This window comes from Micromonospora sp. DT41 (assembly GCF_049841715.1).
Taxonomy (GTDB): domain Bacteria; phylum Actinomycetota; class Actinomycetes; order Mycobacteriales; family Micromonosporaceae; genus Micromonospora; species Micromonospora profundi.
The window spans coordinates 290,940-317,728 of the sequence record NZ_JBNCKU010000002.1; the positions used below are offsets into that span (position 1 = coordinate 290,940).

Annotated in this window: 28 protein-coding genes and 1 pseudogene; 17 read left to right on the forward strand and 12 right to left on the reverse strand. The window is 71.6% G+C overall.

Annotation, left to right across the window (positions count from 1 at the left end; translation table 11 throughout):
• Positions 1-68 precede the first annotated feature (68 nt).
• From ACLQ23_RS05300 to prcA, 6 genes are all read left to right on the forward strand, one after another.
• On the forward strand, positions 69-2,027 hold the full coding sequence (locus ACLQ23_RS05300) for a hypothetical protein (RefSeq protein ID WP_355594691.1): 1,959 nt from the start codon (positions 69-71) through the stop codon (positions 2,025-2,027).
• 121 nt (positions 2,028-2,148) lie between these two features.
• Entirely contained in the window at positions 2,149-3,666 is a 1,518-nt protein-coding gene (gene dop / locus ACLQ23_RS05305) for a depupylase/deamidase Dop (RefSeq protein WP_377666393.1), read from the forward strand.
• 104 nt (positions 3,667-3,770) lie between these two features.
• The gene (locus ACLQ23_RS05310; RefSeq protein ID WP_030332902.1) at positions 3,771-3,986 is read left to right on the forward strand and encodes a ubiquitin-like protein Pup; all 216 of its coding nucleotides are present in this window, start codon (positions 3,771-3,773) and stop codon (positions 3,984-3,986) included.
• 186 nt (positions 3,987-4,172) lie between these two features.
• Positions 4,173-4,694, forward strand: coding sequence for an endonuclease VII domain-containing protein (locus tag ACLQ23_RS05315; RefSeq protein ID WP_425735581.1), 522 nt, complete (start codon positions 4,173-4,175; stop codon positions 4,692-4,694).
• Complete coding sequence (gene prcB, locus ACLQ23_RS05320) at positions 4,613-5,452, forward strand: proteasome subunit beta (RefSeq protein ID WP_197281689.1); 840 nt, start codon at positions 4,613-4,615, stop codon at positions 5,450-5,452. The genes ACLQ23_RS05315 and prcB overlap by 82 nt, the downstream gene beginning before the upstream one ends.
• A 61-nt stretch (positions 5,453-5,513) precedes the next feature.
• Entirely contained in the window at positions 5,514-6,344 is an 831-nt protein-coding gene (prcA, locus tag ACLQ23_RS05325) for a proteasome subunit alpha (protein WP_377666387.1), read from the forward strand.
• 189 nt (positions 6,345-6,533) lie between these two features.
• On the opposite strand, the gene ACLQ23_RS05330 is transcribed toward prcA, so the two are convergent.
• From ACLQ23_RS05330 to rfbB, 8 genes are all read right to left on the reverse strand, one after another.
• Positions 6,534-7,310, reverse strand: coding sequence for a sulfite exporter TauE/SafE family protein (locus ACLQ23_RS05330; protein WP_355594685.1), 777 nt, complete (start codon positions 7,308-7,310; stop codon positions 6,534-6,536).
• Positions 7,311-7,382: 72 nt separating this feature from the next.
• Complete coding sequence (locus ACLQ23_RS05335) at positions 7,383-7,970, reverse strand: rhodanese-like domain-containing protein (protein ID WP_355594683.1); 588 nt, start codon at positions 7,968-7,970, stop codon at positions 7,383-7,385.
• 36 nt (positions 7,971-8,006) lie between these two features.
• Positions 8,007-9,395: an MBL fold metallo-hydrolase gene (locus ACLQ23_RS05340; protein WP_425880400.1), complete on the reverse strand. Its 1,389-nt coding sequence runs from the start codon at positions 9,393-9,395 to the stop codon at positions 8,007-8,009.
• A 338-nt stretch (positions 9,396-9,733) separates the two neighbouring features.
• Positions 9,734-9,985: a metal-sensitive transcriptional regulator gene (locus tag ACLQ23_RS05345; protein ID WP_387132521.1), complete on the reverse strand. Its 252-nt coding sequence runs from the start codon at positions 9,983-9,985 to the stop codon at positions 9,734-9,736.
• 345 nt (positions 9,986-10,330) lie between these two features.
• Positions 10,331-11,641, reverse strand: coding sequence for a polysaccharide biosynthesis protein (locus ACLQ23_RS05350; protein ID WP_355594677.1), 1,311 nt, complete (start codon positions 11,639-11,641; stop codon positions 10,331-10,333).
• Complete coding sequence (locus ACLQ23_RS05355; RefSeq protein ID WP_355594675.1) at positions 11,638-12,339, reverse strand: glycosyltransferase family 2 protein; 702 nt, start codon at positions 12,337-12,339, stop codon at positions 11,638-11,640. The genes ACLQ23_RS05350 and ACLQ23_RS05355 overlap by 4 nt, the downstream gene beginning before the upstream one ends.
• Positions 12,332-12,703 carry a DUF2304 domain-containing protein gene (locus tag ACLQ23_RS05360; protein WP_355594673.1) on the reverse strand — a complete coding sequence of 124 codons (372 nt, stop codon included), beginning with the start codon at positions 12,701-12,703 and terminating at the stop codon, positions 12,332-12,334. Before ACLQ23_RS05360 ends, ACLQ23_RS05355 begins: the two co-directional genes overlap by 8 nt.
• A gap of 259 nt (positions 12,704-12,962) precedes the next feature.
• The gene (gene rfbB, locus ACLQ23_RS05365; protein WP_355594671.1) at positions 12,963-13,964 is read right to left on the reverse strand and encodes a dTDP-glucose 4,6-dehydratase; all 1,002 of its coding nucleotides are present in this window, start codon (positions 13,962-13,964) and stop codon (positions 12,963-12,965) included.
• 87 nt (positions 13,965-14,051) lie between these two features.
• On the opposite strand from rfbB, the gene rfbA reads away from it, so the two are divergent.
• The 4 genes from rfbA to ACLQ23_RS05385 all read left to right on the forward strand — a co-directional run bounded on the left by rfbA (position 14,052) and on the right by ACLQ23_RS05385 (position 17,245).
• Entirely contained in the window at positions 14,052-14,939 is an 888-nt protein-coding gene (gene rfbA / locus ACLQ23_RS05370; RefSeq protein WP_355594669.1) for a glucose-1-phosphate thymidylyltransferase RfbA, read from the forward strand.
• Positions 14,936-15,559 carry a dTDP-4-dehydrorhamnose 3,5-epimerase gene (gene rfbC, locus ACLQ23_RS05375; protein ID WP_355594667.1) on the forward strand — a complete coding sequence of 208 codons (624 nt, stop codon included), beginning with the start codon at positions 14,936-14,938 and terminating at the stop codon, positions 15,557-15,559. The genes rfbA and rfbC overlap by 4 nt, the downstream gene beginning before the upstream one ends.
• A gap of 68 nt (positions 15,560-15,627) precedes the next feature.
• Positions 15,628-16,986 (forward strand): Pup--protein ligase, encoded by a 1,359-nt coding sequence (gene pafA / locus ACLQ23_RS05380; RefSeq protein ID WP_355594665.1) that lies wholly within the window; start codon positions 15,628-15,630, stop codon positions 16,984-16,986.
• A 67-nt stretch (positions 16,987-17,053) separates the two neighbouring features.
• Complete coding sequence (locus ACLQ23_RS05385; RefSeq protein WP_355594663.1) at positions 17,054-17,245, forward strand: hypothetical protein; 192 nt, start codon at positions 17,054-17,056, stop codon at positions 17,243-17,245.
• Positions 17,246-17,393: 148 nt separating this feature from the next.
• Here ACLQ23_RS05385 and ACLQ23_RS05390 read toward each other — a convergent pair whose 3' ends face one another.
• Together ACLQ23_RS05390 and ACLQ23_RS05395 are read right to left on the reverse strand one after the other, a co-directional pair.
• Positions 17,394-18,479: a DUF3866 family protein gene (locus ACLQ23_RS05390; protein WP_355594661.1), complete on the reverse strand. Its 1,086-nt coding sequence runs from the start codon at positions 18,477-18,479 to the stop codon at positions 17,394-17,396.
• 129 nt (positions 18,480-18,608) lie between these two features.
• Complete coding sequence (locus tag ACLQ23_RS05395) at positions 18,609-19,616, reverse strand: cation diffusion facilitator family transporter (protein ID WP_355594659.1); 1,008 nt, start codon at positions 19,614-19,616, stop codon at positions 18,609-18,611.
• Positions 19,617-19,733: 117 nt separating this feature from the next.
• On the opposite strand from ACLQ23_RS05395, the gene ACLQ23_RS05400 reads away from it, so the two are divergent.
• The 7 genes and pseudogenes from ACLQ23_RS05400 (at position 19,734) to ACLQ23_RS05430 (ending at position 24,960) form a co-directional block, all read left to right on the forward strand.
• Positions 19,734-20,732: a helix-turn-helix transcriptional regulator gene (locus ACLQ23_RS05400; RefSeq protein WP_355594657.1), complete on the forward strand. Its 999-nt coding sequence runs from the start codon at positions 19,734-19,736 to the stop codon at positions 20,730-20,732.
• Positions 20,729-21,715, forward strand: a pseudogene (locus tag ACLQ23_RS05405) (helix-turn-helix transcriptional regulator); the annotation flags it as partial. The gene ACLQ23_RS05400 and the pseudogene ACLQ23_RS05405, both read left to right, overlap by 4 nt.
• A 312-nt stretch (positions 21,716-22,027) precedes the next feature.
• Complete coding sequence (locus ACLQ23_RS05410) at positions 22,028-22,273, forward strand: hypothetical protein (RefSeq protein WP_355594655.1); 246 nt, start codon at positions 22,028-22,030, stop codon at positions 22,271-22,273.
• 205 nt (positions 22,274-22,478) lie between these two features.
• On the forward strand, positions 22,479-22,793 hold the full coding sequence (gene tatA, locus ACLQ23_RS05415) for a Sec-independent protein translocase subunit TatA (protein WP_053661303.1): 315 nt from the start codon (positions 22,479-22,481) through the stop codon (positions 22,791-22,793).
• A gap of 18 nt (positions 22,794-22,811) precedes the next feature.
• Positions 22,812-23,765, forward strand: coding sequence for a twin-arginine translocase subunit TatC (gene tatC, locus ACLQ23_RS05420; protein ID WP_053661301.1), 954 nt, complete (start codon positions 22,812-22,814; stop codon positions 23,763-23,765).
• Positions 23,766-23,824: 59 nt separating this feature from the next.
• Positions 23,825-23,974, forward strand: coding sequence for a hypothetical protein (locus tag ACLQ23_RS05425; RefSeq protein ID WP_355594652.1), 150 nt, complete (start codon positions 23,825-23,827; stop codon positions 23,972-23,974).
• A 2-nt stretch (positions 23,975-23,976) separates the two neighbouring features.
• Entirely contained in the window at positions 23,977-24,960 is a 984-nt protein-coding gene (locus ACLQ23_RS05430) for a diacylglycerol kinase (RefSeq protein ID WP_425735584.1), read from the forward strand.
• On the opposite strand, the gene ACLQ23_RS05435 is transcribed toward ACLQ23_RS05430, so the two are convergent.
• Together ACLQ23_RS05435 and ACLQ23_RS05440 are read right to left on the reverse strand one after the other, a co-directional pair.
• Positions 24,923-25,834: an EamA family transporter gene (locus ACLQ23_RS05435; protein ID WP_355594651.1), complete on the reverse strand. Its 912-nt coding sequence runs from the start codon at positions 25,832-25,834 to the stop codon at positions 24,923-24,925. The genes ACLQ23_RS05430 and ACLQ23_RS05435 overlap by 38 nt on opposite strands.
• Before the next feature lie 130 nt (positions 25,835-25,964).
• Positions 25,965-26,735 (reverse strand): HAD family hydrolase, encoded by a 771-nt coding sequence (locus ACLQ23_RS05440; RefSeq protein WP_355594649.1) that lies wholly within the window; start codon positions 26,733-26,735, stop codon positions 25,965-25,967.
• Between the last annotated feature and the right edge of the window lie 54 nt (positions 26,736-26,789).

Sequence of the window (26,789 nt, forward strand, 5' to 3'; positions counted from 1 at the left end):
CGCCCCCACCGGCAACCATCCGGTCGGTACGCTGTGGCGTTCCCACTCTTTGAACGTCGAGGATCCGCGTGCCGCCCCAGCTCACCTTCACCGACCCGTCGGCACGCCAAGCGATCGACCCGGACCGCCCACCGCCCGTACGCCCGTACCGGTGGCTGCTCATCGCGCTGGCGGCGGCCTGGCTGGTGCCGGCGGCGACGTACCCTCTGCACCTGGCGTGGCTGCTGCCGCCGCTGGTGCTGCTGGCCACGGCCAGCCTGCTGCGCGGCGGCCGCACCCTGCTCGACCGGCTGCTGCTCGCCGCGCTGCTGCTCGTCGGCGCCACCACCGCCGCCGGTCTGCTCTTCTCGGTCTGGCCCTGGGGGCTGCACCCGGTCGCGGTCAGCGGCACCGCGCTCACCGCCCTGACCCTCATCGCCGCGGCCACCGGCCGACGGCCCGCCCTGCCCCGCCCGCGCTGGGCCGACCTGCTGCCGGTCGTCGCCTCGGTCGCTGTCGTCGGCTACCTCGCCCTGCCGTGGTTGCGTGCCAGCACCGTCGCCGGGCGCCTCAGCCTGCTCGCCCTCGGCGAGGACAACTTCCGCCACCTGGCGCTCGTCGACGCCGTCGGCCGGCTCGGCGGGTACGCATTCCTCGACCCGGCCGGCGCCCGCGAGCAGGTCGTCTCGCTGCTGGTGCGCTACCCACAGGGCTGGCACCTCACCACCGCCCTGCTCGACTCACACCTGCGGTCGGCCACCGGCACGCCCAGCGGGGCCAGCAGCCTCACCCACTACGGATGGTGGTGCATCGCCACCGTCGGCCTGCTCGTGCTCACACTTTTCTGGGCCGCCCAGCGGCTACCCGGCCCACTGCACCCGCTGCACAGTGGCGTGCTGACCGTCGTCGTCGCCGCGCTGATCCTGGGCAGCCAGATGCCCCGGCTGCTGATCGCCGGCTACCCCAGCGAGGTGCTCGGGCTCACCCTCGCCGTCGCGTTGGCCGCCCTCGTCGTACGCCCGCTGGCCGGCAACCGCGAACAACTCGTCCTGCTCGCCGCCCTGCTGACGGGGATCGGCTTCACCTACTACCTGCTCCTTCCCCCGGCCGGGTTGCTGGTGCTGGGCTGGCTGATCGGGCACCGCCGGGAACTGCTCCAGGTCCGCCGGACGCTGCTGACCGTCGCCCTGGTCACTGCCGTGCTCGCGCCACTGCCCCTGCTCGTCGGTGTGCTCGGCGGCGGCCAGACCGACGCGATCGACGCGAAGGCCGGGCCGGAACTCGCCGAGGCGTGGCGGGCACTGCTCGGCCTCACCCCGATCGTGCTGACCGGCCTGGTGATCCAGGCACGCCGCGCCGAGGGCGCCTGGCGCCGGCACCTCGCCGCCGTACTGGTGGCCGTCGGGTTCGCCCTGGCCATCGCCCTTGTCAACGTCCTCGACGGTGTGCAACCGGCGTACTACTTCATGAAGGGCGTGCATCTCGCCACCGCCCTGCTTATCGTCGGCGTCGCCGCGCTGGTCCGGCTGCTGCCCGTACCGTCCGGTGCCGCCCGGTCGGCCCGCGCCGCCGCGATCCCCGCGCTCGCCGCCGCCGTGGCCGTGCTCACTGTCGTGACCCTCTGCGGGCTCACGGGGTGGCGCGGCAGCCTGCTCGTGGTCGACAAACAGAGCTGGACCCAGCTGTGGGTCCAGCACAGCGTCGACAAACCGTCGAGAGTGGCCCAGGTCTGCGACGCCGCGTACCGCCGCCACCCGGCGCAGCCGGGTACCGTCACTGTGGTGCTGGACCGCGCCGGCTACCGCGGCTACATCGAGTCCATCTGCCTGTCGGCACTGCAGGGCACCACCGCGCAGACCGAGCAGGTCATCTACCTGCCGATGTTCGACGAACCCGACCGCACCAGGAACATCCTGCGCGCGGCCGATGGACGGCTCCGGCTGCTCGTCGCCGATTCGGCGGCGCGGCGGCGCGTGGACCGGCTGCTGGCCGGGCACCCCGAACTGCGGGCCCGGGTCACCGTCGTGCCAATGATCGTCAAGTACTGACGCGACGCCGCGAGCAGCGACACCGGGAACCCGGCTGCACCGGCGCGCCCCCCTCCCCGAACAGTCGGACTACGCTCGACATGACGGGGGACCGGGTCGGGCGAGCGAAGCGGGTAGGTCGATGAGCGTAAGACGGATCATGGGCACCGAGGTCGAGTACGGCATCTCCGTGCCCGGCCAGGCCGGAGCCAACCCGATGGTCACCTCGTCGCAGGTGGTAAACGCCTACGGGGCCCGGCCCGAGCTCAACCGGGGCGGGCGCGCCCGCTGGGACTACGAGGAGGAGTCGCCGCTGCGCGACGCCCGCGGCTTCACCTACTCCGGCGCCGCGTACGACCCCGCCGAGGCTCTCGCGGACGAGGACCTCGGCCTGGCCAACGTGATACTCACAAATGGCGCCCGGCTCTACGTGGACCACGCCCACCCCGAATACTCCACCCCCGAGGTCACCACCCCCCGGGACGTGGTGCGGTGGGACAAGGCGGGGGAGCGGGTGATGGCCGAGGCGTCCCGCCGGGCCGCCACCATCCCCGGCACCCAACCGATCCACCTCTACAAGAACAACACCGACAACAAGGGCGCGAGCTACGGCGCCCACGAGAACTACCTGATGCGCCGGCAGACGCCGTTCGCCGACATCGTGGCGTACCTGACGCCGTTCTTCGTCACCAGGCAGATCGTCTGCGGCGCGGGCCGGGTCGGCATCGGGCAGGACGGCGGGCAGAGCGGCTTCCAGATCTCCCAGCGTGCCGACTTCTTCGAGGTCGAGGTGGGCCTGGAGACCACGCTCAAGCGGCCGATCATCAACACCCGCGACGAGCCGCACGCCGACGCCGACAAGTACCGCCGGCTGCACGTCATCATCGGTGACGCCAACCTCTCCGAGATCTCCACCTACCTCAAGGTCGGCACCACCGCGCTGATCCTCACCATGATCGAGGAGAAGGCGCTCACCGCCGACCTCGGCATCGCCGACCCGGTCAGCGAGCTGCGCGCGGTCAGCCACGACCCCTCCCTGTCGCACCTGATGCGGCTGCGCGACGGTCGCCGGCTCACCGCGCTGGACCTGCAATGGGCGTACCTGGAGCGGGTGCGGTCCTTTGTCGACGACCGCTACGGCACCGACGTCGACGAGCAGACCGCCGACGTGCTCGACAGGTGGGAGAGCGTGCTGGACCGACTCGGCCGGGACCCGATGCTCTGCGCCGACGAGCTGGACTGGGTGGCCAAGCTGCGGCTGCTGGAGGGCTACCGCGAGCGGGAGAAGCTCGGCTGGGGCTCGCACAAGCTCCAGCTCGTCGACCTCCAGTACTCCGACGTACGGCCGGAGAAGGGCCTCTACCACCGCCTGGTCTCGCGAGGGGCTATGAAGACGCTGCTCACCGACGACGAGACCCGCACCGCGATGACCGAGCCGCCGGAGGACACCAGGGCCTACTTCCGTGGCCGCTGCCTCGCCCAGTACGCCTCCGAGGTGGTCGCCGCCAGCTGGGACTCGGTGATCTTCGACGTGGGTCGGGAGTCGCTGGTCCGGGTACCGATGATGGAGCCGGAACGGGGCACCCGCGCGCACGTCGGTGCGCTGTTCGACCGCTGCGCCAGCGCCAAGGACCTGCTGGAGACGTTGACCGGAGGCTGAAACCGCGTCCGGATGCCCGCCGTGTGCCGTAACCCGGCGCGCGGCGGGCTTTTCGTCGCCCCCGCGAGGTAAGTTCATCGCAGACGATCGTGGAGGAGGCAGCAATGGCCACTCATGACAGCGGCGGCCAGTCGCAGTCCGGCAAGTCCCGGCAGGGCGAGGAGATCGAGGACGTCACCACCGAGGCCAACCCCGAGGTGGCCGAGCGGCACGCCGAGATCACCGAGGACGTCGACGACCTGCTCGACGAAATCGACTCCGTCCTCGAAGAGAACGCCGAGGAATTCGTGAGAGGCTACGTACAAAAAGGAGGTCAATGATCATATAGGGTCAATTCGGACATGGCGAGAACAGGTGATGACCGGGACGGCCTTCGTTGCTGCCGAGATTGTGGCGAATGGAAGGAACTCGATCAGTTCTGTGCGAGCGCGAAGAGACCGACAGGGCGGGGCAGCTACTGCAAGCTCTGTTTCAACGAGCGGTCCAAGGCAAGCTACGCGCGTCGGGTGAGGGCGAAGTTCGACCGTGAGGTGCGCGAAGGTCGCGTCGTGCCGGAAGGGCACAAGCATTGCCCGGCCTGCGGCGCGGTCAAGCCGTTTGATGCCTTCCCCCGCAACCGCGCCGACACCTCCGGCTATGCCACCTACTGCAAGCCCTGCCACAACACCAAGACCAGAGAGGCCAAAGAGCGGCTGTACGGGGGAAACCGCGAATACCACCTGCGGCGGCGGTACGGCGTCGGGGAGAAGGAGTTTCAGGAACTCCTGGCGGAGCAGGGCGGCGTCTGCGCCATCTGTGAGCGCCCCGATCCGGAACATCTGGACCACGATCATCGCACCGGATGGGTGCGCGGGATACTCTGCTTCAACTGCAACGGTGGTCTTGGCCAGTTCCGTGACAGTCCCATGAGGCTGGCCAGGGCGATCACGTACCTGAGAGGAACCACGTGGCAGCGGGCTTTGATCCATCCGGGCGTCTACCAGATGTGTTCACCAACGCGGGGACGTCCTCCTTCACCACGTTCCTGAGTCGGGTGGCCCCCGAGATGCTGCCCGGACGGCGTCCGCTGCCGCCGGGCATGGCCGCCGACCTGGCGCCGCACGCGACAACAATCGTGGCCATCTCGGCCGCCGATGGCGTGGTGATGGCCGGCGACCGACGGGCCACCATGGGCAACCTGATCGCCCAGCGTGACATTGAGAAGGTGCACCCCGCCGACGCGTACTCGCTTGTCGGCATCGCGGGCACCGCGGGCATCGGCATCGAGCTGATGCGACTGTTCCAGGTGGAGTTGGAGCACTACGAGAAGATCGAGGGCGCGATGCTCTCGCTCGACGGCAAGGCCAACCGGCTGGCGTCGATGATCCGGGGCAACCTGGGCGCTGCCATGCAGGGCCTCGCGGTGGTGCCGCTGTTCGCCGGCTTCGACCTGGCGGCCGCCGACCCGGCGAAGGCCGGGCGGATCTTCAGCTTCGACGTGACCGGCGGCCCGTACGAGGAGACCGGCTACGACGCGATCGGCTCCGGTTCTCTCTTCGCGAAGTCGGCCCTGAAGAAGCGTTTCCGGGCGGGCCTGTCCGTCGAGGACGCGACCCGGCTCGCTGTCGAGGCGCTCTACGACGCGGCCGACGACGACACCGCGACCGGCGGCCCGGACCTGACCCGCCGGATCTATCCGGTGGTGATGACCGCCACCGCCGAGGGCACCCGTCGGCTGACCGATCCCGAGACGGCAGCTATCGCCGAAGGTGTGGTCAGCGGCCGGATGGAGAACCCGGGCGGTTGAGCCCCGCCCACCCCCACCCGTCAGCAGTCGTCAGCACAGCGCCGTAAGGAGAACCGCCGCCGTGGCCATGCAGTTCTACGCCTCGCCCGAACAGATCATGCGCGACCGTTCCGAGCTGGCCCGCAAGGGCATCGCTCGGGGCCGCAGCGCGGTGGTCCTGAGCTACTCCGGTGGCGTGCTCTTCGTCGCGGAGAACCTCTCCAGTGCCCTGCACAAGGTCAGCGAGATCTACGACCGGATCGGTTTCGCGGCGGTCGGCCGCTACAACGAGTTCGAGAATCTGCGCCGGGCCGGTGTGCGGATGGCCGACCTGAACGGGCTCAGCTACGACCGGCGTGATGTCACAGGCCGCGCGCTGGCGAACGCCTTCGCGCAGACCCTCGGTGCGATCTTCACGGAGCAGTCGAAGCCGTTCGAGGTGGAGATCTGCGTAGCGGAGGTCGGTGCGACGGCCGACGAGGACGAGCTGTACCGGCTCACCTACGACGGCTCGGTCAACGACGAGCCGGGGCGGATGGCCATGGGTGGCCAGGCCGAGGCGATCACCGGTGTGCTGAAGTCGCAGCACCGTCCGGACATGTCCCTCGCCGAGGCGGCCCGCGTTGCGGTGCAGGCGTTGAGCGCCGTCGGCGGGGAGGGCGGCGCGGCCCGTACGATCGCCGCCAACCAGCTTGAGGTGGCGGTGCTGGACCGCCAGCGGGTGGGGCGTACGTTCCGCCGCATCACGGGCGCTGCCCTGACGGCGCTGCTGGACGGTGACGTCGCCGCCACCGACCAGCCGGCCGAGGCGGGCGGCCCCGACACGCCGGCGGTACCGACGACCGAGCCGCACAAGCCGACGACGTCGGCGGGCTCCGCCGACCTGGAGGACAAGCCGGCCGACGGCAAGTAACACCAGCACTGCGCGCTGCCCACTGTGGCGGCAGCACTGCGTCGCCTGCCGGCGGCCAGCGCTGCCGCCACCAGCCGTTGGTGAGCGCTGCCGCCTGCGTTGGTGATCGTTTCCCAGGGCTACGCCGACGTTCCTCTGACGAGCATGGACGTCCTGCGGCACGTACCCCCGCCTGGGAACTTCGGCCGATCAGGCCGGGGCGGGGTTGACGAGCGCCTGGGTGGCGACGAACGCCGCGACGGCGAAGACGAGCCAGGCGAAGGCGCGTTGCAGCCTGTGGGTGGGCAGCCGGGTGGCGAGCCGGCCCGCGGCGAGCGAGCCGATGATGGCGGCTGCGGTGAAGGCCACTGTGATGCCGTAGTCGAGGGTGACGTCGCCGAGGTGGGCGGCGAAACCGGCGGCGGAGTTGATGACGATGATGGCCAGTGAGGTGGCGACGGCGGTCGGCATTGTCAGGCCGAGCAGCAGCACCAGCGCGGGGATGATGAGGAAGCCGCCGCCGACGCCGAACAGTCCGGTGAGGAACCCGACGCTGAGGCCGGCAGCGGCGGATTTGGGCAGGCAGCCACGCCAGTTGATGCCGCCGCCGGGCAGGGCGCAGTCGCCTCCGGAGTCGTCGGTGTCGCGCAGCATCCGCAGGCCGGCGACGACCATGAGGGCGGCGAAGCCGCCGAGGACGACGCGGGGGTCGAGGAGCCGGTTGACGGCGGCGCCGGCGAAGGTCGCCGCTGCTCCCGTGCCGCCGATGATGGCGGCCAGGCGCCACCGCACCAGGCCGGCTCGCAGCCGGGGGAGCAGTGCGGTGGCCGACGAGACGCCGACCACGAGCAGGGACGTGGGGACCGCGGCGGCGAGCGTGAGGCCGGCGCCGTAGACGAGGGCGGGGACGGCCAGGATCGAACCACCCCCGCCGAGCAGGCCGAGCAGGACGCCGACGAGGGCACCGAACCCGATCGCAGCGATCATGCGTCACCTCCTCCCGGCCGACCCGCGCCGGTCGGCCGGGAACGGGTGCTGCTGCACCGACAGCGCATGGTGCTACCGCTGGTCCGTGGCGAGGGCCCTGACGACCTGGTCGACGGTGGTGCGGGGGCCCCTGTTGTACGGGAGTTTGGCGAGCATCATGCCCATGGCGCAGGTGTTGGTGAGTGCGGCGACGGTGAGGCCGGCGCCGATGAACGCGGCGACCCACTTGACCGGCTCGACAAGGGCGCTGACGAGCACGGCGGCCAGGACGATGCTGCCGGCGACGAGGCGGACCTGCCGTTCGAGGTCCCAGCGGGGCGTGCCCGTGGTGGTCGGCGCGTGGGCTGCCTGCCAGGCGTTCATGCCGCCGGTGAGGACCCGCACGTTCGGCAGGCCGGCAGTGGCGAGGGCCTGTTCGGCCTGGGCGGCGCGCTGCCCGGAGCGGCAGACGAGCACGACCTGCTCGTCGAGGTGGGCGCGGAGTTCGTCGCGGTGCTCGCGCAGCAGGTCCAGCGGCACGTTGTAGGAGCCGGGGATGTGCGCGCTCTCGAACTCGGCAGGGGTACGCACGTCGATCAGTCGAGGCGCCTGGCCGGTGCCGATGAGGTCCTGCAGGGCGGCGACGTCGAGGCTGGCCGGGGTGCTTGTGGGCGTGGTCATGTGGTGCTGGTGCTCCTGTTCGGTTTCGGGGAGGGGTCAGTTTCCGGGGACGGTGGGCAGGCCGGCGTCAGCGGCGACGGCGTAGGAGTCGTCGATGTGCACGACCTCACGGCCGGCTCGTTGCAGCAGGCTGCTGGCGATCGCCGCCCGGTAACCGGAGCCGCAGTGCACCCACACCGTGCCGGCCGGTACGTCGTCGAGACGGTGCGGCAGGTCGGGCAGCGGGATGTGGGTCACGCCGTCGATGTGCTCGGTGCGCCATTCGTTCGTCATCCGTACGTCGAGCACCACGTCGGCGGCGGGCAGGCCGTGGTTGCCGGCGCGGGCGGCGGCGAGGTCGGCGAAGGACGCCGTGGTGAGGGTGGCCAGTCGGGTGTCGTCGTCGGCGGCCCACTGCTCGGGGCTGCCGGTGGCCGCGGCGGCGGGCCTGTCGATCCCGATGCGGGCCAGTTCCCGCTGCGCGTCGGCGACCTGCTGCTCGCTGTCGCCGAGCAGGGTGATCGGTGCGCCCCACGGTGCCATCCAACCCAGCCAGGTCGACATCGGGCCGTCGAGGCCGAAGCTGAGGGTGCCGGTGAGGTGCCGGTGCGCGAACGCCTTGCGGGAGCGCAGGTCGACCACCCACTCCCCGTCGGCGATCCGCTGAGCCAGCGCGGCCGGGTCGGCGACGGCGACCGGGGTGAGGTCGATGAGATCGGCGCCTGCGGTGTTACGGGCACCCATGTGCGCGTAGTAGGCCGGGTAGGCGTCCAGCCCGGCGAGGGTCTGCTGGACGAAGTCGTCGGCCTCCAGGCGTAGCGCCGGGTTGGCGGTGCGTTCCCGGCCGATTGTCGACTCGGGGGCGTCGGCCTGGGCGGCGGAGCAGAAGCTGCCGAAGCCGTGGGTGGGCCACACCTGGGCGCCGTCGGGCAGGAGGTCGGCCAGCCGGTGCGCGGAGGCGTACTGGCGCTCGGCGAGGGTGTGGGCGTGCTGCTTGCCGAGCAGGTCGGTGCGGCCGGTGGTGCCGAACAGCAGGGAGCCGCCGGTGAACACACCCATCGGGCCGTCGTCGCCGTCGAGGACGTAGGACAGGTGGTGGAAGGTGTGTCCGGGGGTGGCCACGACCCGCAGCCGCATCCGCTCCGACACCGTGATCGTGTCGCCGTCGGTGACCGGCTGCCGCTCGAAGTCGACCTCGTCGTCGGCCGCGACCAGGTACGTCGCGCCGGTGAGCCGGGCGAGGGCGAGCCCTCCGGAGACGTAGTCGTTGTGCAGGTGGGTTTCGGCGACGTGGGTGATGCGTACGCCGAGGCTGCCGGCCAGTGCCAGGAGACGGTCGATGTCGCGTTGCGGGTCGACGACGATCGCCACCTGGCCGTCGTGGGCAAGATAGCTGCGGTCGCCCAGGGACGAGGTCTGCACGACCTCCACGCTCAGGTCAGTCACTGCTCTATCTCCTCGTTCGGTTGCGGTAAGTAGGTGAGCGGCCGGTCTCGGGGCAGTCGGCCCGCCAGCTATCTCGGGGCGGTCGGCCCGCCAGCGCCGGTGTCTGTCGTCAGCCGGCGGATGTACGGCGACCAGCCCGCCGCAGTGGCACACCGCCGCCAGGACGGGGCGCCTCACGGCTGCATCGATCGGCAGGTTTCATCCAGCGAGCTGGCTGGGCGTTGTGCCCCCATCCCGCCGTGCGGTGCGGTTCCTTCAACCCCTGTCGCGCGGCAGCGTTCACCAGCGGATACCCCGGGGGACCTGGAATGCACCGGTCGTCCCCCGTCTGGGGTAGGTCAGGAGAGGGCCAGGAACAGCTTTTCGAGTTCTTCCTCGCTCATCGGCGGCTCCTCGCCGCGCCCGCGGGCAGCCTGGCACTCCCGCATGCCGGTGGCGATGATCTTGAAGCCCGCCCGGTCGACAGCGCTGGACACGGCGGCCAGTTGGGTGAGGACCTGCTTGCAGTCGTCACCGTTCTCGATCATCGCGATCACGGCGCCGAGTTGCCCCTGCGCCCGCTTCAGTCGGGTCAGCGCGTCCTTCAGCATGATCGGACCCATCTCCATGCGAACCCACCTCCGTCGCCAGGATACCCCCGGGGGTATGTACGAACCCCGCTACTGTCTCCGTCCAACATACCCCCGGGGGTATCTGTTTCCGCTGCTGCGGTGCTGTGCGTCACCGGTCCCCGTCCCTGGGCGAGCCAAATACACCTTCCGGCGGCGTCCAGCGCAAGCCAGCCCGGGCCGAGGCCAGACAAACGCCCACGCTCGGCACAGGCCCAGCCACGATCGACTCGCCTTCCTGGAGATCGGGGCATCCGACCTGCTGGGACACCCAGATTTGCAGGAAAGCGAGTCGATCATCCGTCTGAGGCCGTGACGGCACCGGGGTCATGCCCCTCCGGGCACTCCCGGCGTGACAGCCTCCCGTACCTCGGGCGACGGGACGGAACCCAGGCCGGAGGTACGGGCGCGCAGCAGGACGATCATCGTGGCGGCGACAACTGCGGAGCCGATGGCGTAACCGAGCTCGACCCGCAGCGTGGTGGCGACCGGGGCGAGGGTGGCGACGACGAGCGCTGCCACGCCCACTGCCCACGCGGCTGCCTGCGCGCGGTGCCGGTCGAGGGCGAGCAGCCCCTGACCGAGGACCATCGCCCACAGGTAGGCGAGGGTGGCGACCGCGAGCCAGGCGAAGTCACCGTGGCCCAGGACGGCCGGCGCGTCGAAGAGGGTCTGCACCAGCCACGGGCCGAGCAGTACGGCGACCACGCCGCCGGCGAGGCCGAGTGCGGTGACCACCCCCAGTGCCCGGCGCAGAAGGCTGTGGAAGCCGACGCGGTCGCCGGTGGTGGCGGTGGTGGCGAGACCGGGCAGCAGGGATGCCTGCAACGAGGCGAAGACGAACAGCGGGATCCGGACCAGGACGAGCGCGGAGAGCAGCGCGCCGGCGGTGGCGACGTCGGACGGGTCCAGCACCTTGACGTTGATCACGCCGATGTTGACAACGACCTGGGAGAGCAGGCTGGACACGATGAGCAGGCCGAGGCCGCGCAGGAACGGCGCCCAGGCCACCGGGACGCCGCCGCCGATGGCCCGCAGCACCGGCGGGGCGGTGAGTGCCACCCCGACCAGCGGGGCGACGATCAGCACCGCGCCGAACCACACGGGGGAGGTGACCCCGGTCAGGCCGAGCACTGCCACGAGGGCGATGCGCAGGCCGCCGTCGACGCCGAGTTGGGTGCCGTACCAGGGGAACAGTTGCAGGCCGGAGAGCACACCGCGGGTGGTGTGCGCGACGGCGAGCGCGGCGAGCGACCCGATCAGCACGGTGACCATGCGGCTGTCGCCGGCGAAGAACCGGTCGGTGAGCGGCCCTCGGGCGGCGATGATCAGCGCGACGATGGCCACGAGCAGACCGAGGGCCAGAGCGGCCCCCCGGGCCAGCACCGGCCCGGGGGGCAGGCCCTGGCTGTGCCGCCCGGCCACGAGCCGGGCGACCTCCTGCTCGACGGGCATGAACAGGCCGATGCCCAGGGTGAAGACGATCGACCAGAGCACCGACAGCGACGAGTAGTCCGCCTTGGTGAGGCTGTGGCCGGCGACAGCCAGGTGGACGTAGGAGGCGAGCCCCAGCAGGGCCAGGCCCGCGCCGACGGCGAGGGTGCCCGGTGGGACCAGACTCAGAAGCCGCCGGATCACCTGCGGATGAGCGCCAACGTGAGTACGGCGAAGGCGCGGCCGAGGTAGATCATCGCCTTGGCCGGCGAGTGGCTGGGGGTGCCCGCCATCCGCTTGCGCATGGCCACCGGCACCTGGCGGATGGTGTAGCCGCGCCGGGCGGTGTGCACGAGCGTCTCGACTGTGTCGCCCAGGTACTCCACCGGATACCAGGTGGCGAACATGTCGATGACCCGCCGGTTGGCGGCCCGGAACCCGGAGGTGGTGTCGGTGAGCTTGGTGCGGGCCACCCGGGACAGCACGCCGGAGAGCATGACCATCGCCCAGCGGCGGGGGCCCCGGACGCTGTAGTCGCCCTCGCCGGCGAACCGGGCGCCGATCACCAGGTCCGTCTCGTCGAGCAGGTCGACGAGCTTCGGCACGTACCGGGGATCGTGCTGGCCGTCCGCGTCGATCTGGATTGCCACGTCGTAGTCGTGGTCCCGCGCGAACCGGTAGCCCAGCCGCATGGCACCGCCGACACCAAGGTTGTACGGAAGTTTCGCGACCCGGGCGCCGGCAGCGGCGGCCACGGCGGCGGTGCGGTCGGTGGAGCCGTCGTCGACGACGAGTACGTCGACGCCCGGCAACTCGCCACGGACCTCGCCGACCACCTCGGCGATCGAGCCGGACTCGTTGAGCGCCGGGATGATGATCAGGACCCGCTTGCCGTTAACCATCGTGCGACACCAGTTCGTCTCGGGCCGCCCGGTCCGCCTCGATCTCGGCGCGGAGCAGGGCGAAGTCTTCTGCAAGGGTGCGGGTTTCTTCCTCCAGGGCGCTGACCTCCCAGCTGAGGTGCACGCAGACCAGCAGCAGGAAGACGATGCCGAGGAAGAGCACCAGGCTCACGCCGGAGGCGACGCCGAGCAGTTCGGCGACGTTGTCCAGCAGGCGGGGGAAGAGCGACAGCGGGATGACGATCACCAGGACGCCGAGCCAGAGCATGCCGTACTTCTCGCGGAGCTGGCGGCGGCGCAGCAGCTCGACGATCGTGGCCAGCAGTATCAGGCCGGTCAAGCCGGTGACGAGGGTGAGCTTCATGCGACCTTCCACGGGGCGGGTGGAGCGGCGGAGGCGAACGCGGCGGCCAGGGTGGTGTGCCAGCCCACAGGGGGTGGCACACACGTGGCGGCCCGACGGCCGTTCCCTAGCAGACTGTACGCCGATCGGGGGGCGGAACGGGGGGACCGGTCGCCGCGAATCGGCCGGATCCGGGCGGAATCCCGGCCGTGCGGCGCCGACACCGACCGGACCAGGCCGGACCAGAAGGTACGGCCGGGGCCGGTGACGAGCAGTCGGGTCATGCGGGTGTTGCGGCCTTCAACGGCTCCCACCAGGCCCGGTTGTCGCGGTACCACTGCACGGTCTGCGCCAGGCCGTCGGCGAGATCGATGCTCGGGGCGTACCCCAGCTCTTCGTTGATCTTGGTGATGGCCAGCGAGTAGCGGCGGTCGTGGCCCTTGCGGTCGGCCACCGGAACGACCCGGTCCCACCCGGCGCCGCAGGCGTCCAGGAGCAGACCGGTGAGCTCCTTGTTCGTCAGCTCGGTGCCGCCGCCGATGTTGTAGACCTCGCCGGCGCGACCCTTCTGCTGGACCAGCGCGATGCCCCGGCAGTGGTCGTGCACGTGCAGCCAGTCGCGGATGTTGCCACCGTCGCCGTAGAGCGGGACGGTGCCGCCGTCGAGCAGGTTGGTGACGAACAGCGGGATGACCTTCTCCGGGAACTGGTACGGCCCGTAGTTGTTGGAGCAGCGGGTGACCACCACGTCCATGCCGTGGGTGCGGTGGTAGGCGAGCGCGAGCAGGTCCGAGCCGGCCTTCGACGCCGAGTACGGCGAGTTCGGGGCCAGCGGCCACGTCTCGGTCCAGGAACCCTCGTCGATCGACCCGTACACCTCGTCGGTGGAGACGTGCACGAACCGGCCGGTGCCGTGCCGCAGGGCGGCGTCCAGCAACGTCTGGGTGCCCAGCACGTTCGTGGTGACGAACGGCGCGGCACCGGCGATCGAGCGGTCGACGTGCGATTCGGCGGCGAAGTGCACGATCACGTCGTGCCCGGCGACCACCTCGTCGACGGTGGCCGGATCGCAGATGTCGCCCCGCACGAAGCGCAGCCGGGGGTCGGCGCGCACCGGCTCCAGGTTGGCCAGGTTGCCCGAGTAGGTCAGCTTGTCGAGCACTGTCACGGCGGTGGGATCGACCGCGGGCACGCCCGAGGCGCTGCCACCAGGCACGCCGAGCAGCATGCGGACGTATTCCGAACCGATGAAGCCGGCACCGCCGGTGACGAGGATCCTCACGGGTCCAGGAGTGTACGCGAAACGGACGGTCAGCCGGGGGCGGCGACCACCGACATGCCGGCGGCCGGTTGCGGCTAAGCTCCCCCGGTGCGCGGAATCCTACTCGCCGGCGGCACCGGTTCCCGGCTCTGGCCGATCACCCGGGCAGTGTCCAAGCAGCTGATGCCGGTCTTCGACAAGCCGATGATCTACTATCCCCTCTCCACCCTGGTCATGTCCGGGGTTCGGGAGATTCTGGTGATCACCACACCGGAGGACCAGGACCAGTTCCGCCGGCTGCTCGGCGACGGAAGCCAGTTCGGGCTGCGGCTGGAGTACGTCACGCAGGCCCGCCCGGAGGGCATCGCGCAGGCGTTCGTGCTGGGCGCCGACTTCATCGGCGACGAATCGGTCGCGCTGATCCTCGGCGACAACATCTTCCACGGCGTCGGCCTGGGCCGGCAGTTGGCCGCCCACGGCGACCTGGTCGGCGGCCGGGTGTTCGCCTACCCGGTGGCCAACCCCGAGGCGTACGGCGTCGTCGACTTCGACGCCGACGGCCGGGTGCTCTCGATCGAGGAGAAGCCGGTCCGGCCGAAGTCCCGCTACGCGGTGCCCGGTCTGTACTTCTACGACAACCGCGTGGTCGACATCGCGGCCAAGCTCACCCCCAGCGCCCGGGGCGAGCTGGAGATCACCGCGATCAACGAGACGTACCTGGAGCGCGGCGAGCTGTCCGTCACCCTGCTCGACCGGGGCACCGCCTGGCTGGATACCGGCACGTTCAACTCGATGATGCAGGCCGGCGAGTTCGTCCGGGTCATCGAGGAGCGGCAGGGCCTGAAGATCGGCTGTATCGAGGAGGTGGCCTGGCGGGCCGGCCTCATCGACGACGACCAGTTGCGTGCCCTCGCCGAGCCGTTGACCAAGAGCGGCTACGGCGACTATCTGCTCGGCCTGCTGGCCGAGAAGCACGAGCGGCAGGGGCAACGATGAAGATCCGCGAGCTGACCATCGAGGGCGCCTGGGAGATCACTCCGCAGCAGCACGGCGACCCGCGCGGCATGTTCATGGAGTGGTACCGCTTCGACAAGCTCGCCGAGGCGGTCGGCCACCCGCTGCGTCTGGCGCAGGCCAACCTGTCGGTCTCCGCGCGGGGTGTGGTGCGCGGCATCCACTTCGCCGACGTCCCTCCGGGCCAGGCCAAGTACGTCACCTGCGTGCGTGGCGCCGTCCTCGACGTGATCGTGGACCTGCGGGTGGGCTCGCCGACCTTCGGCCGGTGGGAGGGCGTACGGCTGGACGACACCGACCGTCGGGCGGTCTACCTCAGCGAGGGCCTGGGGCACGGTTTCTGCGCGCTTACCGACGACGCGACGCTTAGCTACCTCTGCTCGGCCACGTACAACCCGACGGGTGAGCACGCGATCCACCCGCTGGACGGCGAGCTGGGCATCGAATGGCCGGCGGACGTACCGCTGCTGTCCGCCCGCGACGACGCGGCGCCGACGCTCGCCCAGGCCCGCGAGAGCGGCCTGCTGCCGGAGTACGACAACTGCCGGCGGTTCGTGGCGAGCCTCGGGCCGGACGGAATGTCGCACTCAACCGGTATGTGACCACGCCCGGAACACCACCTGTGGTGTGACAGTGACGAACGGGGCCTCCGGGCGGCTAATGTCACACCATGGAGCGGCGAATCTTCGGCCTCGAGACCGAGTACGGCGTCACCTGCACCTATCGCGGGCAGCGGCGGCTGTCCCCGGACGAGGTCGCGCGGTATCTGTTCCGTCGCGTCGTGTCCTGGGGCCGGTCGAGCAACGTCTTTCTGCGCAATGGGGCCCGGCTCTACCTGGACGTCGGGTCGCACCCGGAGTACGCCACACCGGAGTGCGACTCGGTGACCGACCTGGTCGCCCACGACCGGGCCGGCGAGCGAATCCTGGAAGGGCTGCTCGTCGACGCGGAGAAGCGACTGCACGACGAGGGCATCGCAGGTGAGATCTACCTGTTCAAGAACAACACCGACTCGGCCGGCAACTCGTACGGCTGCCACGAGAACTACCTGGTGTCCCGGCACGGTGAGTTCGGCCGGCTCGCCGACGTACTCATCCCGTTCCTCGTCACCCGGCAGTTGATCTGCGGGGCCGGCAAGGTCCTGCAGACCCCGCGCGGCGCTGTCTACTGCCTGTCGCAGCGGGCCGAGCACATCTGGGAGGGCGTCTCCTCGGCGACCACCCGCAGCCGCCCGATCATCAACACCCGCGACGAGCCGCACGCCGACGCCGAGCGCTACCGGCGGCTGCACGTCATCGTCGGCGACTCCAACATGAACGAGGTCACCACGCTGCTCAAGGTCGGCACCGCCGACATCGTGCTGCGGATGATCGAGGCCGGTGTGGTGATGCGCGACCTGTCGCTGGAGAACCCGATCCGGGCCATCCGCGAGGTCTCGCACGACATCACCGGCCGACGCAAGGTCCGGCTGGCCTCCGGCAAGGAGGTCAGCGCACTGGACATCCAGCAGGAATACCTGGCCAAGGCCACCGAGTTCGTCGAGCGTCGGGGCGGCGACCAGGCCGCCAAGCGGGTCGTCGAGCTGTGGGGCCGGGTCCTGAACGCGGTCGAGACCGGCGACCTGGAGCCGGTCTCCCGGGAGATCGACTGGGTCAGCAAGCTGCGGCTGATCGAGCGCTACCAGCGCAAGCACGACCTGCCGCTGTCGCACCCCCGGGTCGCGCAACTCGACCTGGCCTACCACGACGTACGCCGCGGACGCGGCCTCTACGGGCTGCTGGAGCGTCGCGGCGAGGTCGACCGGGTGACCACCGACCCGGAGATCTTCGAGGCGAAGGAGACCCCGCCGCAGACCACCCGGGCGCGGCTGCGCGGCGAGTTCATCAGGCACGCCCAGGAGAAGCGCCGGGACTTCACAGTCGACTGGGTGCACCTGAAGCTCAACGACCAGGCGCAGCGCACAGTGCTCTGCAAGGACCCGTTCCGCGCGTACGACGAGCGGGTGGAGCGGCTGATCGCCAGCATGTGACGGTCGTGCCGGTCCCGTCGGTGGTCATCGCCGGCGGGGCCGACCGGCCCGGTAGGCTGGGCGCGCCATGACGACTTCTGGACCTTCCGACGGCTCCGAGCGCGGCGCGCGGCAGAACTGGGTCGAGCGCCGGCGGGAGAAGATCCGCGCCGAGATCGACCGCAACCGGCGCGGCGACTACACAGTGCCGACGTGGGTGCTTGCCCTGGCCCTGGCCCTCATCGTGGGCGGCTGGCTAGCCCTGATCTTCCTGGCCTAACCCCGGCCCCCGCGCGCCCCCGTGCCCTCCGCCTCATGCGTCGATCATGGAGTTGTGGTGCCCGGCTTCTGGTGATGCGCCGCCTTCGTCCCCCACCACAACTCCATGATCGACGGGGTTGGGGTCACGGGGTTCCGGGGTTCCGGGGTCAGGGGAGGTGGGTTACTGCTTGGCGGCCGGCTGCTGCTGCGGCCAGGAAGTAGGCGTGGTCGGCGTCGAGGCCGCGGCCCATCGTGGACAGTGGCACCGGGGTGGCCCGCAGGGCGGCGTCGAGGCCGGCGGTGGGCACCCGCACGATCCGGTGCCGGGCCGCCAGAGGCGCCAGCGCCGCGTCGACCTCGGTGGCCAGCGCCGGTTCCAGGTCGTCGGGCACCACCAGATCCGCCGGGGCGAGCGCCACTCGGCCGTACGCGGTGAGGCTGTGGTGGGACACGCCGCGGTGCCGGGGACGGGCGTCAGCGTCGGAGATCCGTAGCGAGCCGACCGCCCGGCCGCCGAGCGTGACGATCGCGTTGACGGCCTCGCCGACTGCCACTCCGGAGAAACCCCAGCGGGTGCCGGTGCCCAGGTTGCCCGGGCCCTGCGCCACGATTGCCACGTCGGCGTCGAGCACGTGCCGGGCGGCGAGCAGGCCACCGTGCAGCGAGGTGGCCTCCAGGTCGCCGCCGAACGACTGCCCGACGGTGATGGTGCCGACCAGTTCGGTGCGCAGACCGGCCAGGGTGCGGGAGAACCAGGCCGGCAACGCCCCGCCGTCGGTCAGCAGGTACGCCACCCGGGCGTGCGGGGCGTCGGCCCGGATACCGGCCAGGATCGCCGGCAGCGCCGAGTGCAGGTCCGCGGTGACAACAGGCATCCCGTCCAGGTCGTCGGCGTCGGCCAGCACGTCCCGGTACGGCGACGCCTCCTCGTCGACGCCGAGCAGGATCGGCTGGAGCGGGGTGTAGCGGGCCTTGACGAGGTGCCCGGCGTCGCGGGTGTCGCCGGCGTCCGGCGGGTCCGGCGGCAGCCGGTCCGGCAGCGCCACGACGAGGGCGTACCCGCCGGTGCCGAGTCCCATCAGCAGCGCGCCGGCGTTGAGCAGCACCCGGTCGCCGGGCTCGGGGGTGCCGACCAGTTCGGGGTACGCGAGCGCCCGCATCCGGGTGCCGTCGGGCAGATCGACGTCGAGTTCCACCGCCCCGGTCCACTGCCGTCGCAGCGCCGCCACCGTCCCCGCCCGCCATCGCACCATGACGGGAAACGCTAGCGGCGCAGGCGCGCAGCCCCGCGTCCGGGTGGGCAGGCCGCGTGGAGCGTCCACCCGGGCCAGCCGGCCGCCGGCTCGGACCGCCCGCCGTCGCCCGTTGCCGGTTGGCGCGGCTCAGCTCGGGTCGGGTTCGCCGCCGGCGTCCTCACTCGGTCGGGCCTGGGTGTCGCGGGCCGTTCCGGCAGCACCGGGCAGTGACCTGGTCGGGTCGAGGAAGACGTAGCGGATCTCCGGGTACCGCCCGGTGAGCCGCCGCTCGGCCTCGTCGGCGATGGCCTCGATGGCCGCGCCGGTGGCATCGTCGCGGAAGTCGACCTTCGCGGCGACCAGGACGTCGTCCGGGCCGAGCTGCATTGTCAGCAGGGTGTCGATCCGCTCCACCTCGGGCAGGCCGGCCAGGTCGTGCTCGATCTCGCGACGCAGCCGCTCCGGAACCGACCGGCCGACCAGCAGCGACAGGTTGTTGCTGGCCAGGATGCCGGCGACGGTCAGCAGCAGCAGCCCGATCAGGATCGAGGCGATGCCGTCCCACAGCTCGTCGCCGGTGGCCTCGGAGAGACCGACGCCGAGTGCGGCAATCAGCAGCCCGATCAGCGCGGCGCTGTCTTCCAGGAAGACCGCCTTGACTGTGGTGTCGGCGGTCAGCCGCAGGAACCGCCGGGGTGTTGTCCGCCACCGCCGGGACTCGCGGCGGACCTGCCGCACGGCCCGCGCCAGCGAGATCGACTCGATGACGAACGAGACGGCAAGCACGACGTACGAGATCAGGTAGTCGCCGCTGTGCTCGTGCACCAGGATTGTGGTGACGCCGTGGGTGACGGCGAAACCGGCACCGGCCACGAATGTGAACATGGCGGCGAAGAACGCCCAGACGTAGCTTTCCTTGCCGTACCCGAAGGGGTGTTGGGGGTCGGCCGGTCGTGCGCCCCGGCGTAGCGCCTGGAAGAGCAGCACCTCGGTGGTGGTGTCGGCGACCGAGTGCGCCGCCTCGGAGAGCATCGCCGCCGAGCCGGAGATCAGTCCGGCAACCAGCTTCGCGACGGCGATCGCGAGGTTGGCGGCACCGGCCACGACCACCGTTGCGACGCTCTCGCTCTCGGTCTTCGTCCCCGCTTGCGCCATGAGGGCCACACTATGGCCGGTGCCGGACACACGTAGTGGACACCGCCGATCCGAACAAGTGTGCGGCACGCCCGCGCGGGTGCACGCCTGCGGCGTGTCGGCTGCTAGCGTCTACCCGTGTCGCGGACCCGCACCGAACGCCTGGTCAACCTGGTGATCTGCCTGCTGTCCACGCGACGGTTCCTGACCGCCGCGCAGATCGCCGCGACCGTGCCCGGTTACGAGCACGATCCGGACGACGCGCGTGACCACGAGGCGTTCCAGCGCAAATTCGAACGGGACAAGGCCGAGCTGCGCGAGCTGGGTGTCCCACTGGAGACCGGGACGGCAAGCGTCTTCGACGCCGAGCCGGGTTACCGCATCGCCCACCGTGAGTACGCGTTGCCCGACATCCCGCTCGAGCCGGACGAGGCAGCCGCGGTGGGCATCGCCGCCCGCCTGTGGCAGCACGCCGGGCTGGCGGCCGCCGCGTCGTCCGGGCTGGCCAAGCTGCGTGCCGCAGGCGTGGACGTCGACCCGCAGGCCACCCTCGGTCTGGAGCCGATGGTCACCGTCGACCCGGCGTTCGCGCCGCTGACCAGCGCCGCGCGGGACCGTCGCGAGGTCGGATTCGACTACCGAATACCTGATCGGGACTCGCCCAGCCGTCGGCGATTGCAGCCCTGGGGCGTGGTGTGCTGGCGTGGCCGGTGGTATGTGGTCGGCCACGACCTGGACCGCGAGGCCACCCGCTGCTTCCGCCTGTCCCGCGTCGTCGGCACGGTACGGGTGACCGGTGCGCCCGGCGCCTACGAGCCGCCCGTTGGGGTGGACCTGATCAGCCATGTCGCGCGCTGGTCCGGCCCGGTGGAGCACACCGGCCGTGCCACTGTGCTGGCAGCGCCGGGCCGCGCCGCCGGTCTGCGCCGCTGGGCGGTGGAGGTGACCGCCGGCCCGGACGGCGACCGGCTGACGCTGCCGTACTCCGATCCGGACGGGCTGGCCGGCCAACTCATCGGTTACGGCCCGGACGTGCGGGCGCTCGACCCGCCGGAGGTCCGCGAGGCGGTCATCCAGCGGCTCAAGGAGATCGCCGCCCGGCACGACGAGCTGGCCGTCGCGGGAGGTGCCCGGTGACCCGGTCGGCTTCCCGAACCTCCGCCGACCGGCTGGCCCGGCTGCTCAACCTGGTGCCCTACCTGCTGGCCCGGCCCGGCATCGAGATCGCCGAGGCGGCCGACGACCTGGGTGTCACCGAACGCCAGCTCCGGGAGGACCTGGAGCTGCTCTGGGTCTGCGGGCTGCCCGGTTACGGCCCCGGTGACCTGATCGACATGGCGTTCGACGGTGACCGGGTGACGATCACCTACGACGCGGGGATCGACAGGCCGCTGCGGCTCACCCCGGACGAGGCGCTCGCGCTCGTGGTAGCGCTGCGGATGCTCGCCGAGACGCCTGGGGTGGCCAACCGGGAGGCCATCGAGCGGGCCCTTGCCAAGATCGAGGACGCCGCCGGTGACCTGGTGGGCGCCCCGGTGGCGGTCCGGCTGCCCGGCGACACCCGGCGCGTCGAGGCGCTGCGCGCCGCCGTGGAGGGCGGCCGGGCCCTGCGGATCCTCTACTACACCGCCGCCCGGGACGAGACCACCGAGCGCGTCATCGACCCGCTGCGGATGCTTATGGTCGGCGGCCGGGCGTACGTCGAGGCGTGGTGCCGGCGCGCGGAGGCGGTCCGGCTGTTCCGCGCCGACCGGATCGACGCGATCACCGAGCTGGACGAGCCGGCCGCCGTTCCGCCGCAGGCAGTCCCGCACGACCTCGCCGGGGGAGTCTTCCGCCCGTCACCCGACCTGCCGCTGATCACCCTGCGCATCGGGCGGAGCGAGCGGTGGATCACCGAGTACTACCCGTGTGAGCGGGTGGAGGCCGGTGACGGCGACCAGTGGCTCGTCTCGCTGCGGGTGACCGACCTCAGTTGGGCCCGCCGGTTCGTGCTGGGGCTCGGCCCGGGCGCCACTGTTGTCGCCCCGGTCGAGCTGGCCGAGCAGGTCAGGGCCACGGCAGCCGCCGCCCTCGACGCGTACGCCGTGCCCGCCCCCGCCCCCGCCGCCGTGGCCGCCCCCGCCGCCGTGGCCGCGCCTGCCGCTGTGCCCGCGACTGACGCCGTACCCGGGGGGTCCGAGGCCGACACGGCCGGGGCCCGGGACGCCGCCCCCGAGGCTGTGGCCCGTGACGCCGCGACGTCCGGCTCGGCGGCGTCCTAGACACGTGACTCCCGACTCTGGCCGGGCCGACGCACGATCGGCGACGGTGACCGGGGGCAGCCCGTTCACGATGGAACAAGTGACATCCGAGGCGCGGAGCGGCCACCCGTTCCTGCATACGGCACGCTCGTCAGGCAGTGGCCGACCGCACCCAGTAGGCTGTCCGTCGTGCTGATCTGGATCGTGCTCGCGGTGGTGCTGCTCCCGCTCGTGGTGCTCGCGCTGGCCGTACGGCCGGTGTTGACCCGGCTGCCCCACCTGCGTCGCGCCTCGGTGGCGTTGCAGCGGCGGGCCGCCGAGGCCGAGGCGCTGCGGGAGACCGCCGAGGCGCTTCAGCAGCGCGCCGAGGGAATCCAACAGCAACTCGACACCGCGCAGCACCATCTCGCTCTGATCAAGGCCAAGCGCAGCTGATCGACGGGCGTCATCGGTCCCTCCCCACAGGGCTGGGCATCCGACTCGGTGACCTGTTCGGCGACGGTTGACGGATCATCCCGGTTGGTCGAGACTTCACCCGGCCGGGCCTGGATCATCACCGCCCCGGCAGGTGGCATTCGGCTCGTCCGCACGTACGATGGGCTGCGTACCACCCCCGGACACAGAGCGACTGGAGCTTCTCATGGGTGCCCTCAAGCCGTGGCACATCGCCGTTCTTGTGGTTGTGCTGATCCTGCTGTTCGGCGCGAAGCGGCTCCCCGACGCCGCCCGCTCGCTGGGCCGCTCGCTGCGGATCATCAAGGCCGAGACCAAGAGCCTGCAGGATGACGACCGCGACCTCGCCGAGAAGGCCGACGCGCAGGCCGGCTACCAGCCGCTGCCGCCGCACGCCGGGCAGCAGGCGCCGTACACCGGTCAGCCGCAGCAGGCGCCGTACCAGCAGGCGCCGCAGCAGCAGCCGGTCGTCGACCCGGTGCACCGCGGCCGCGACAACTGACCGAGAGGCCCCACCATCGTGGCCTTCGCCCTGCGTAAGCGCGGCCCCAGCACGTTCGAGCGGGCCGCCGACGGCTCGATGACGCTCATCGAGCACGTCCGCGAGCTGCGCAACCGCCTGTTTCGTGCCTCGCTGGCGATCCTGATCGGCTTCGGGTTCGGCATCTGGCTGGCCGAGCCGGTCCGGTTGTTGCTGTCGCGGCCGTACTGCGACCTGCCCGGCTCGGTCGACCCGAGCACCGGCAAGTGCTTGTTCGTCCAGCTCGGCCCGGCGGACCTGTTCCTGCTGAACCTGAAGATCGGCCTGTGGGTGGGTCTGATCATCGCGGCGCCGATCTGGCTCTACCAGCTCTGGGCGTTCATCGCGCCCGGTCTGCACCGGCACGAGCGGCGCTACGCCTACGCCTTCACGGCTCTGGCGGCGCCGCTCTTCGCCGCCGGTGCGGTGCTGGCGTACTTCGTCACCGCCAAGGGCCTCGAGTTCCTGATGAACGTGTCCGGCGATGACATCTCGACCACGCTGGAAGTCACCAGGTACATATCGTTCGTCACCAACCTGATCCTGTTGTTCGGTGTGGCGTTCGAGTTCCCGCTGATCGTGCTGATGCTCAACTTCGTGGGCATGGCAAGCGCTAAGCGGCTGCTCAGCTGGTGGCGGGTGGCGGTGTTCGTGTTCTTCGCGTTCTCCGCAGTGGTGACGCCCACCCCGGACCCGTTCGGGATGACCGCGCTGGCGATCTGTCTGTGCGCGCTGTACTTCGCAGCGGTCGGGGTGGCGTTCATCAACGACAAGCGGCGTGGGCGCGGCAAGGAGGTCTACGCCGGTCTGGACGACGACGAGGTCTCGCCGCTGGAGCACGAGGCGGATCCGGTGGTGGCCGGGCAGCGGGTCGACGTGACAGCGCCGATCGGTGCCCCCGAGCCGATCGCCAAGCCGGCGCCGATCGAGCGTCGCTACGACGACATGACCTGACGGCCGCGCGCCGCCTGGTCCCGCCGACGCCGTCCCCGCCTGCCGGGGGCGGCGTCGCCGTGTCTGCCGCCCACCGCCGCCCGCGGGTGCCTCCCACCACCGCCGACACCGCTGTCGACAAGCGCCCGCAGGTGCCTCCCACCACCGCCTACACCGCTGTCGACAAGCGCCCCGTCGGTCGCCGCCCGCCGCAACGTCAGCGGGACTGATCATGACGCCACGGCAGCAGGTGACCGGCGGGTGTGCGGGCGGTACGGTGCTGCCCGTGACCGCAGACGATCACCTGCCCGGCGCGCTCGCCGGTGGTCCCGTCGCCGTGCTGACGAACCCGACGGCCGGACGGGGACGGCACCGCGCGTTGCTGCCCCAGCTTGTGGACGGGCTGGCTGCCGCCGGCCGGGTGGTACGGCTGTTGTCGGCGTCCGGTCCGGGCGAGGCGGAGGCGGCCTGTCGTGCGGCCGTCGCGGACGGTCTCGGTGCGCTCGTGGCGATCGGCGGGGACGGCACGGTCCACCAGGCGTTGCAGGCAGTAGCCGGCACCGACGTGCCGTTCGGTCCGGTGCCGGCGGGCACCGGTAACGACTTCGCCGTCGACACCGGGTTCCCGGCCGACCCCCTCGCGGCGGTGGCGGTGATGGTCGAGGCGCTGCGCGCCGGCCGGACCCACGCCGTCGACCTGGCCCGGATGGTCGACGCGGAGGGCGTCGAACGCTGGTACGGGGCGGTCCTCGCGGCGGGGTTCGACGCGATCGTCAACGAGCGGGCCAACCGGATGCGGTGGCCGCGCGGCCCCCGCCGGTACGACCTGGCGATCCTTGTCGAGCTGGCCCGGCTGCGACCGCGCCGGTACACGCTGCGCCTGGACGGGGTGCCGCACGAACTGGACGCGGTCCTCGTGGCGGTGGGCAACTGCCCGACGTACGGCGGTGGGATGCGGATCTGCCCGGACGCCGACCCGACCGACGGGCTGCTCGACGTGGTGGTGGCCGGCAGGGCCGACCGTCGGACCCTGATCCGGGTGAAGCCGCGCATCTACCAGGGCACCCACGTCAGCCATCCGCTGGTGACCACCTACCGTGCCCGCACCGTGGAGGTGGCGGCCGAGGGCATCGTCGGGTACGCCGACGGGGAGCGGTCGCTGGCCCTGCCGGTGACGGTCAGTGCGGTGCCGGGCGCGGTGCGGCTGCTGCGCTGACGCGTACCGCGCCGATGCTCGCCACGATGACCAGCAGGATGGCGGCGCACTCCAGCAGGGTCAGCGCCTGCCGCAGCACCAGCCAACCGGCGAGTGTGGCGATGGCCGGGCCGAGGCTCATGAGCACCGCGAAGGTGGCGGTGGGCATCCGGCGCAGCGCCAGCAGCTCAAGGGTGTACGGCAGCCCGGAGGCGAGTACCGCGAGGGCCGTGCCGAGCGCCAGCACTGTCGGGTCGAGCAGGACAGCGCCGCCGTCGACGATCCCGATGGGCAGTGTGACAAGCGCGGCGAGGGCCAGTGCGAGCGCCAGCCCGTCCGCGCCCGGGAACCGACCGCCGACCCGCGCGCTGAGCACGATGTACGCGGCCCACATGGCGCCCGCGCCGAACGCGAAGGCGACACCCGCCGGGTTGAGCCTGTCGAAGCCGCTCTGCCCGAGCAGCGCCACCCCGGCCAGCGCCAGCCCTGCCCAGCACCAGCTGGCCAGCCGTCGGGCGCTGAACACCGACAGCGCCAGCGGGCCGAGCACCTCAAGGGTCACCGTCGGGCCGAGCGGGATGCGTTCGATGGCCTGGTAGAACAGCGAGTTCATGCCGGCCAGCGCCAGCCCGAACGCGCCTACCGCGAGCCAGGCCGACCGGTCGTGTCCGCGCAGGCGCGGCCGGCAGACGACGAGCAGCAGCACCGCCGAGATCGCCAGTCGCAGGGTCACCGCGCCGGCCACCCCGGTACGCGGGAAGAGCAGCGCGGCCAGGGCCGAGCCGAACTGCACCGACAGCGCCCCGCCGAGCACCAGCCCCACGGCGACGACGCCGCCACGGCGCTCGGGCGGCGCGTCGGCCGACCGCGGGGCGGGCAGCAGGGTCTCCGTCACGGCACGACGCTAGGCGATCGGCGTCGGCCGTTCTCGGGCGGCTCCCGAGGTCAACCGCTCGTGTGCCTCGACCACGACGCCTCGATCCGCAAGCGGAGAGACCGGTGCTGACGGCGTGGAGAACCGCCCGTCAGGCAGGTAGGGCCAGGTCCAGCACCGCGCCGAGCCCGTTCTCCCGGCCCGGGTCGGCGGCCGGGAGCACAAGCACCGCGCAGCCGGCTGCCACCGCGCCCGCGTCCGCCGGTGTGTCGCCGACCATCAGCGTCTGCTCCGGATCGACGCCGAGCATCCCGCAGGCCCGCCAGAAGATCGCCGGGTCGGGCTTGCACCGCCCCACCTCGTAGGACAGCACGAACGCGTCGACGAGGTCGGTCAGGCCCCAGGTGTCGAAGTGCGGTCGCAGGTCGAAGCCGATGTTGCTGACCACCGCCACCTTCACACCGGCGTCGCGCAGCGCGGTCAGCGTGGGCGTGGTGTCCGGGTACGGCAGCCAGCCGTCGGCGACCAGCAGCCGCTCGTAGAGCGCCTCGGCGAAGCCCTCGATGCCGGCGTCGACGGTCTCGGCCAGCCCCGTGTACGCCGCCCGGTGCGCGTGCTCGTAGAGATCCCGGTCGGCCCACAGCTCGGCCAGCCGGGGCGGCACCCGGGCCGGCAACGGGCCGCCTGCCCGCCCGGCTGTCAGGAGCCGATCGGCAAGGGACGTGGCCCGGACCGGGTCCAGGGTGACCCCGCACGCGGCGGCGGCCTCCAGCACCCACCGCCGAGGTTCCTCCACCTGGGCCAGGGTGCCGTGGAAGTCGAAGAGCACCGCCTTGACGGGCCGTCGGGAGGCCCGGGGGGCGGCGGCGGCGTCGACACTGCCCGGCGGACTGGTCTGGGGCGGTTCGGCATGGTCCGGCACGCCGTGCACCCTACCGACCCCCGCTGACGGCCCCTCCGGACGGCCTTGTCGGGT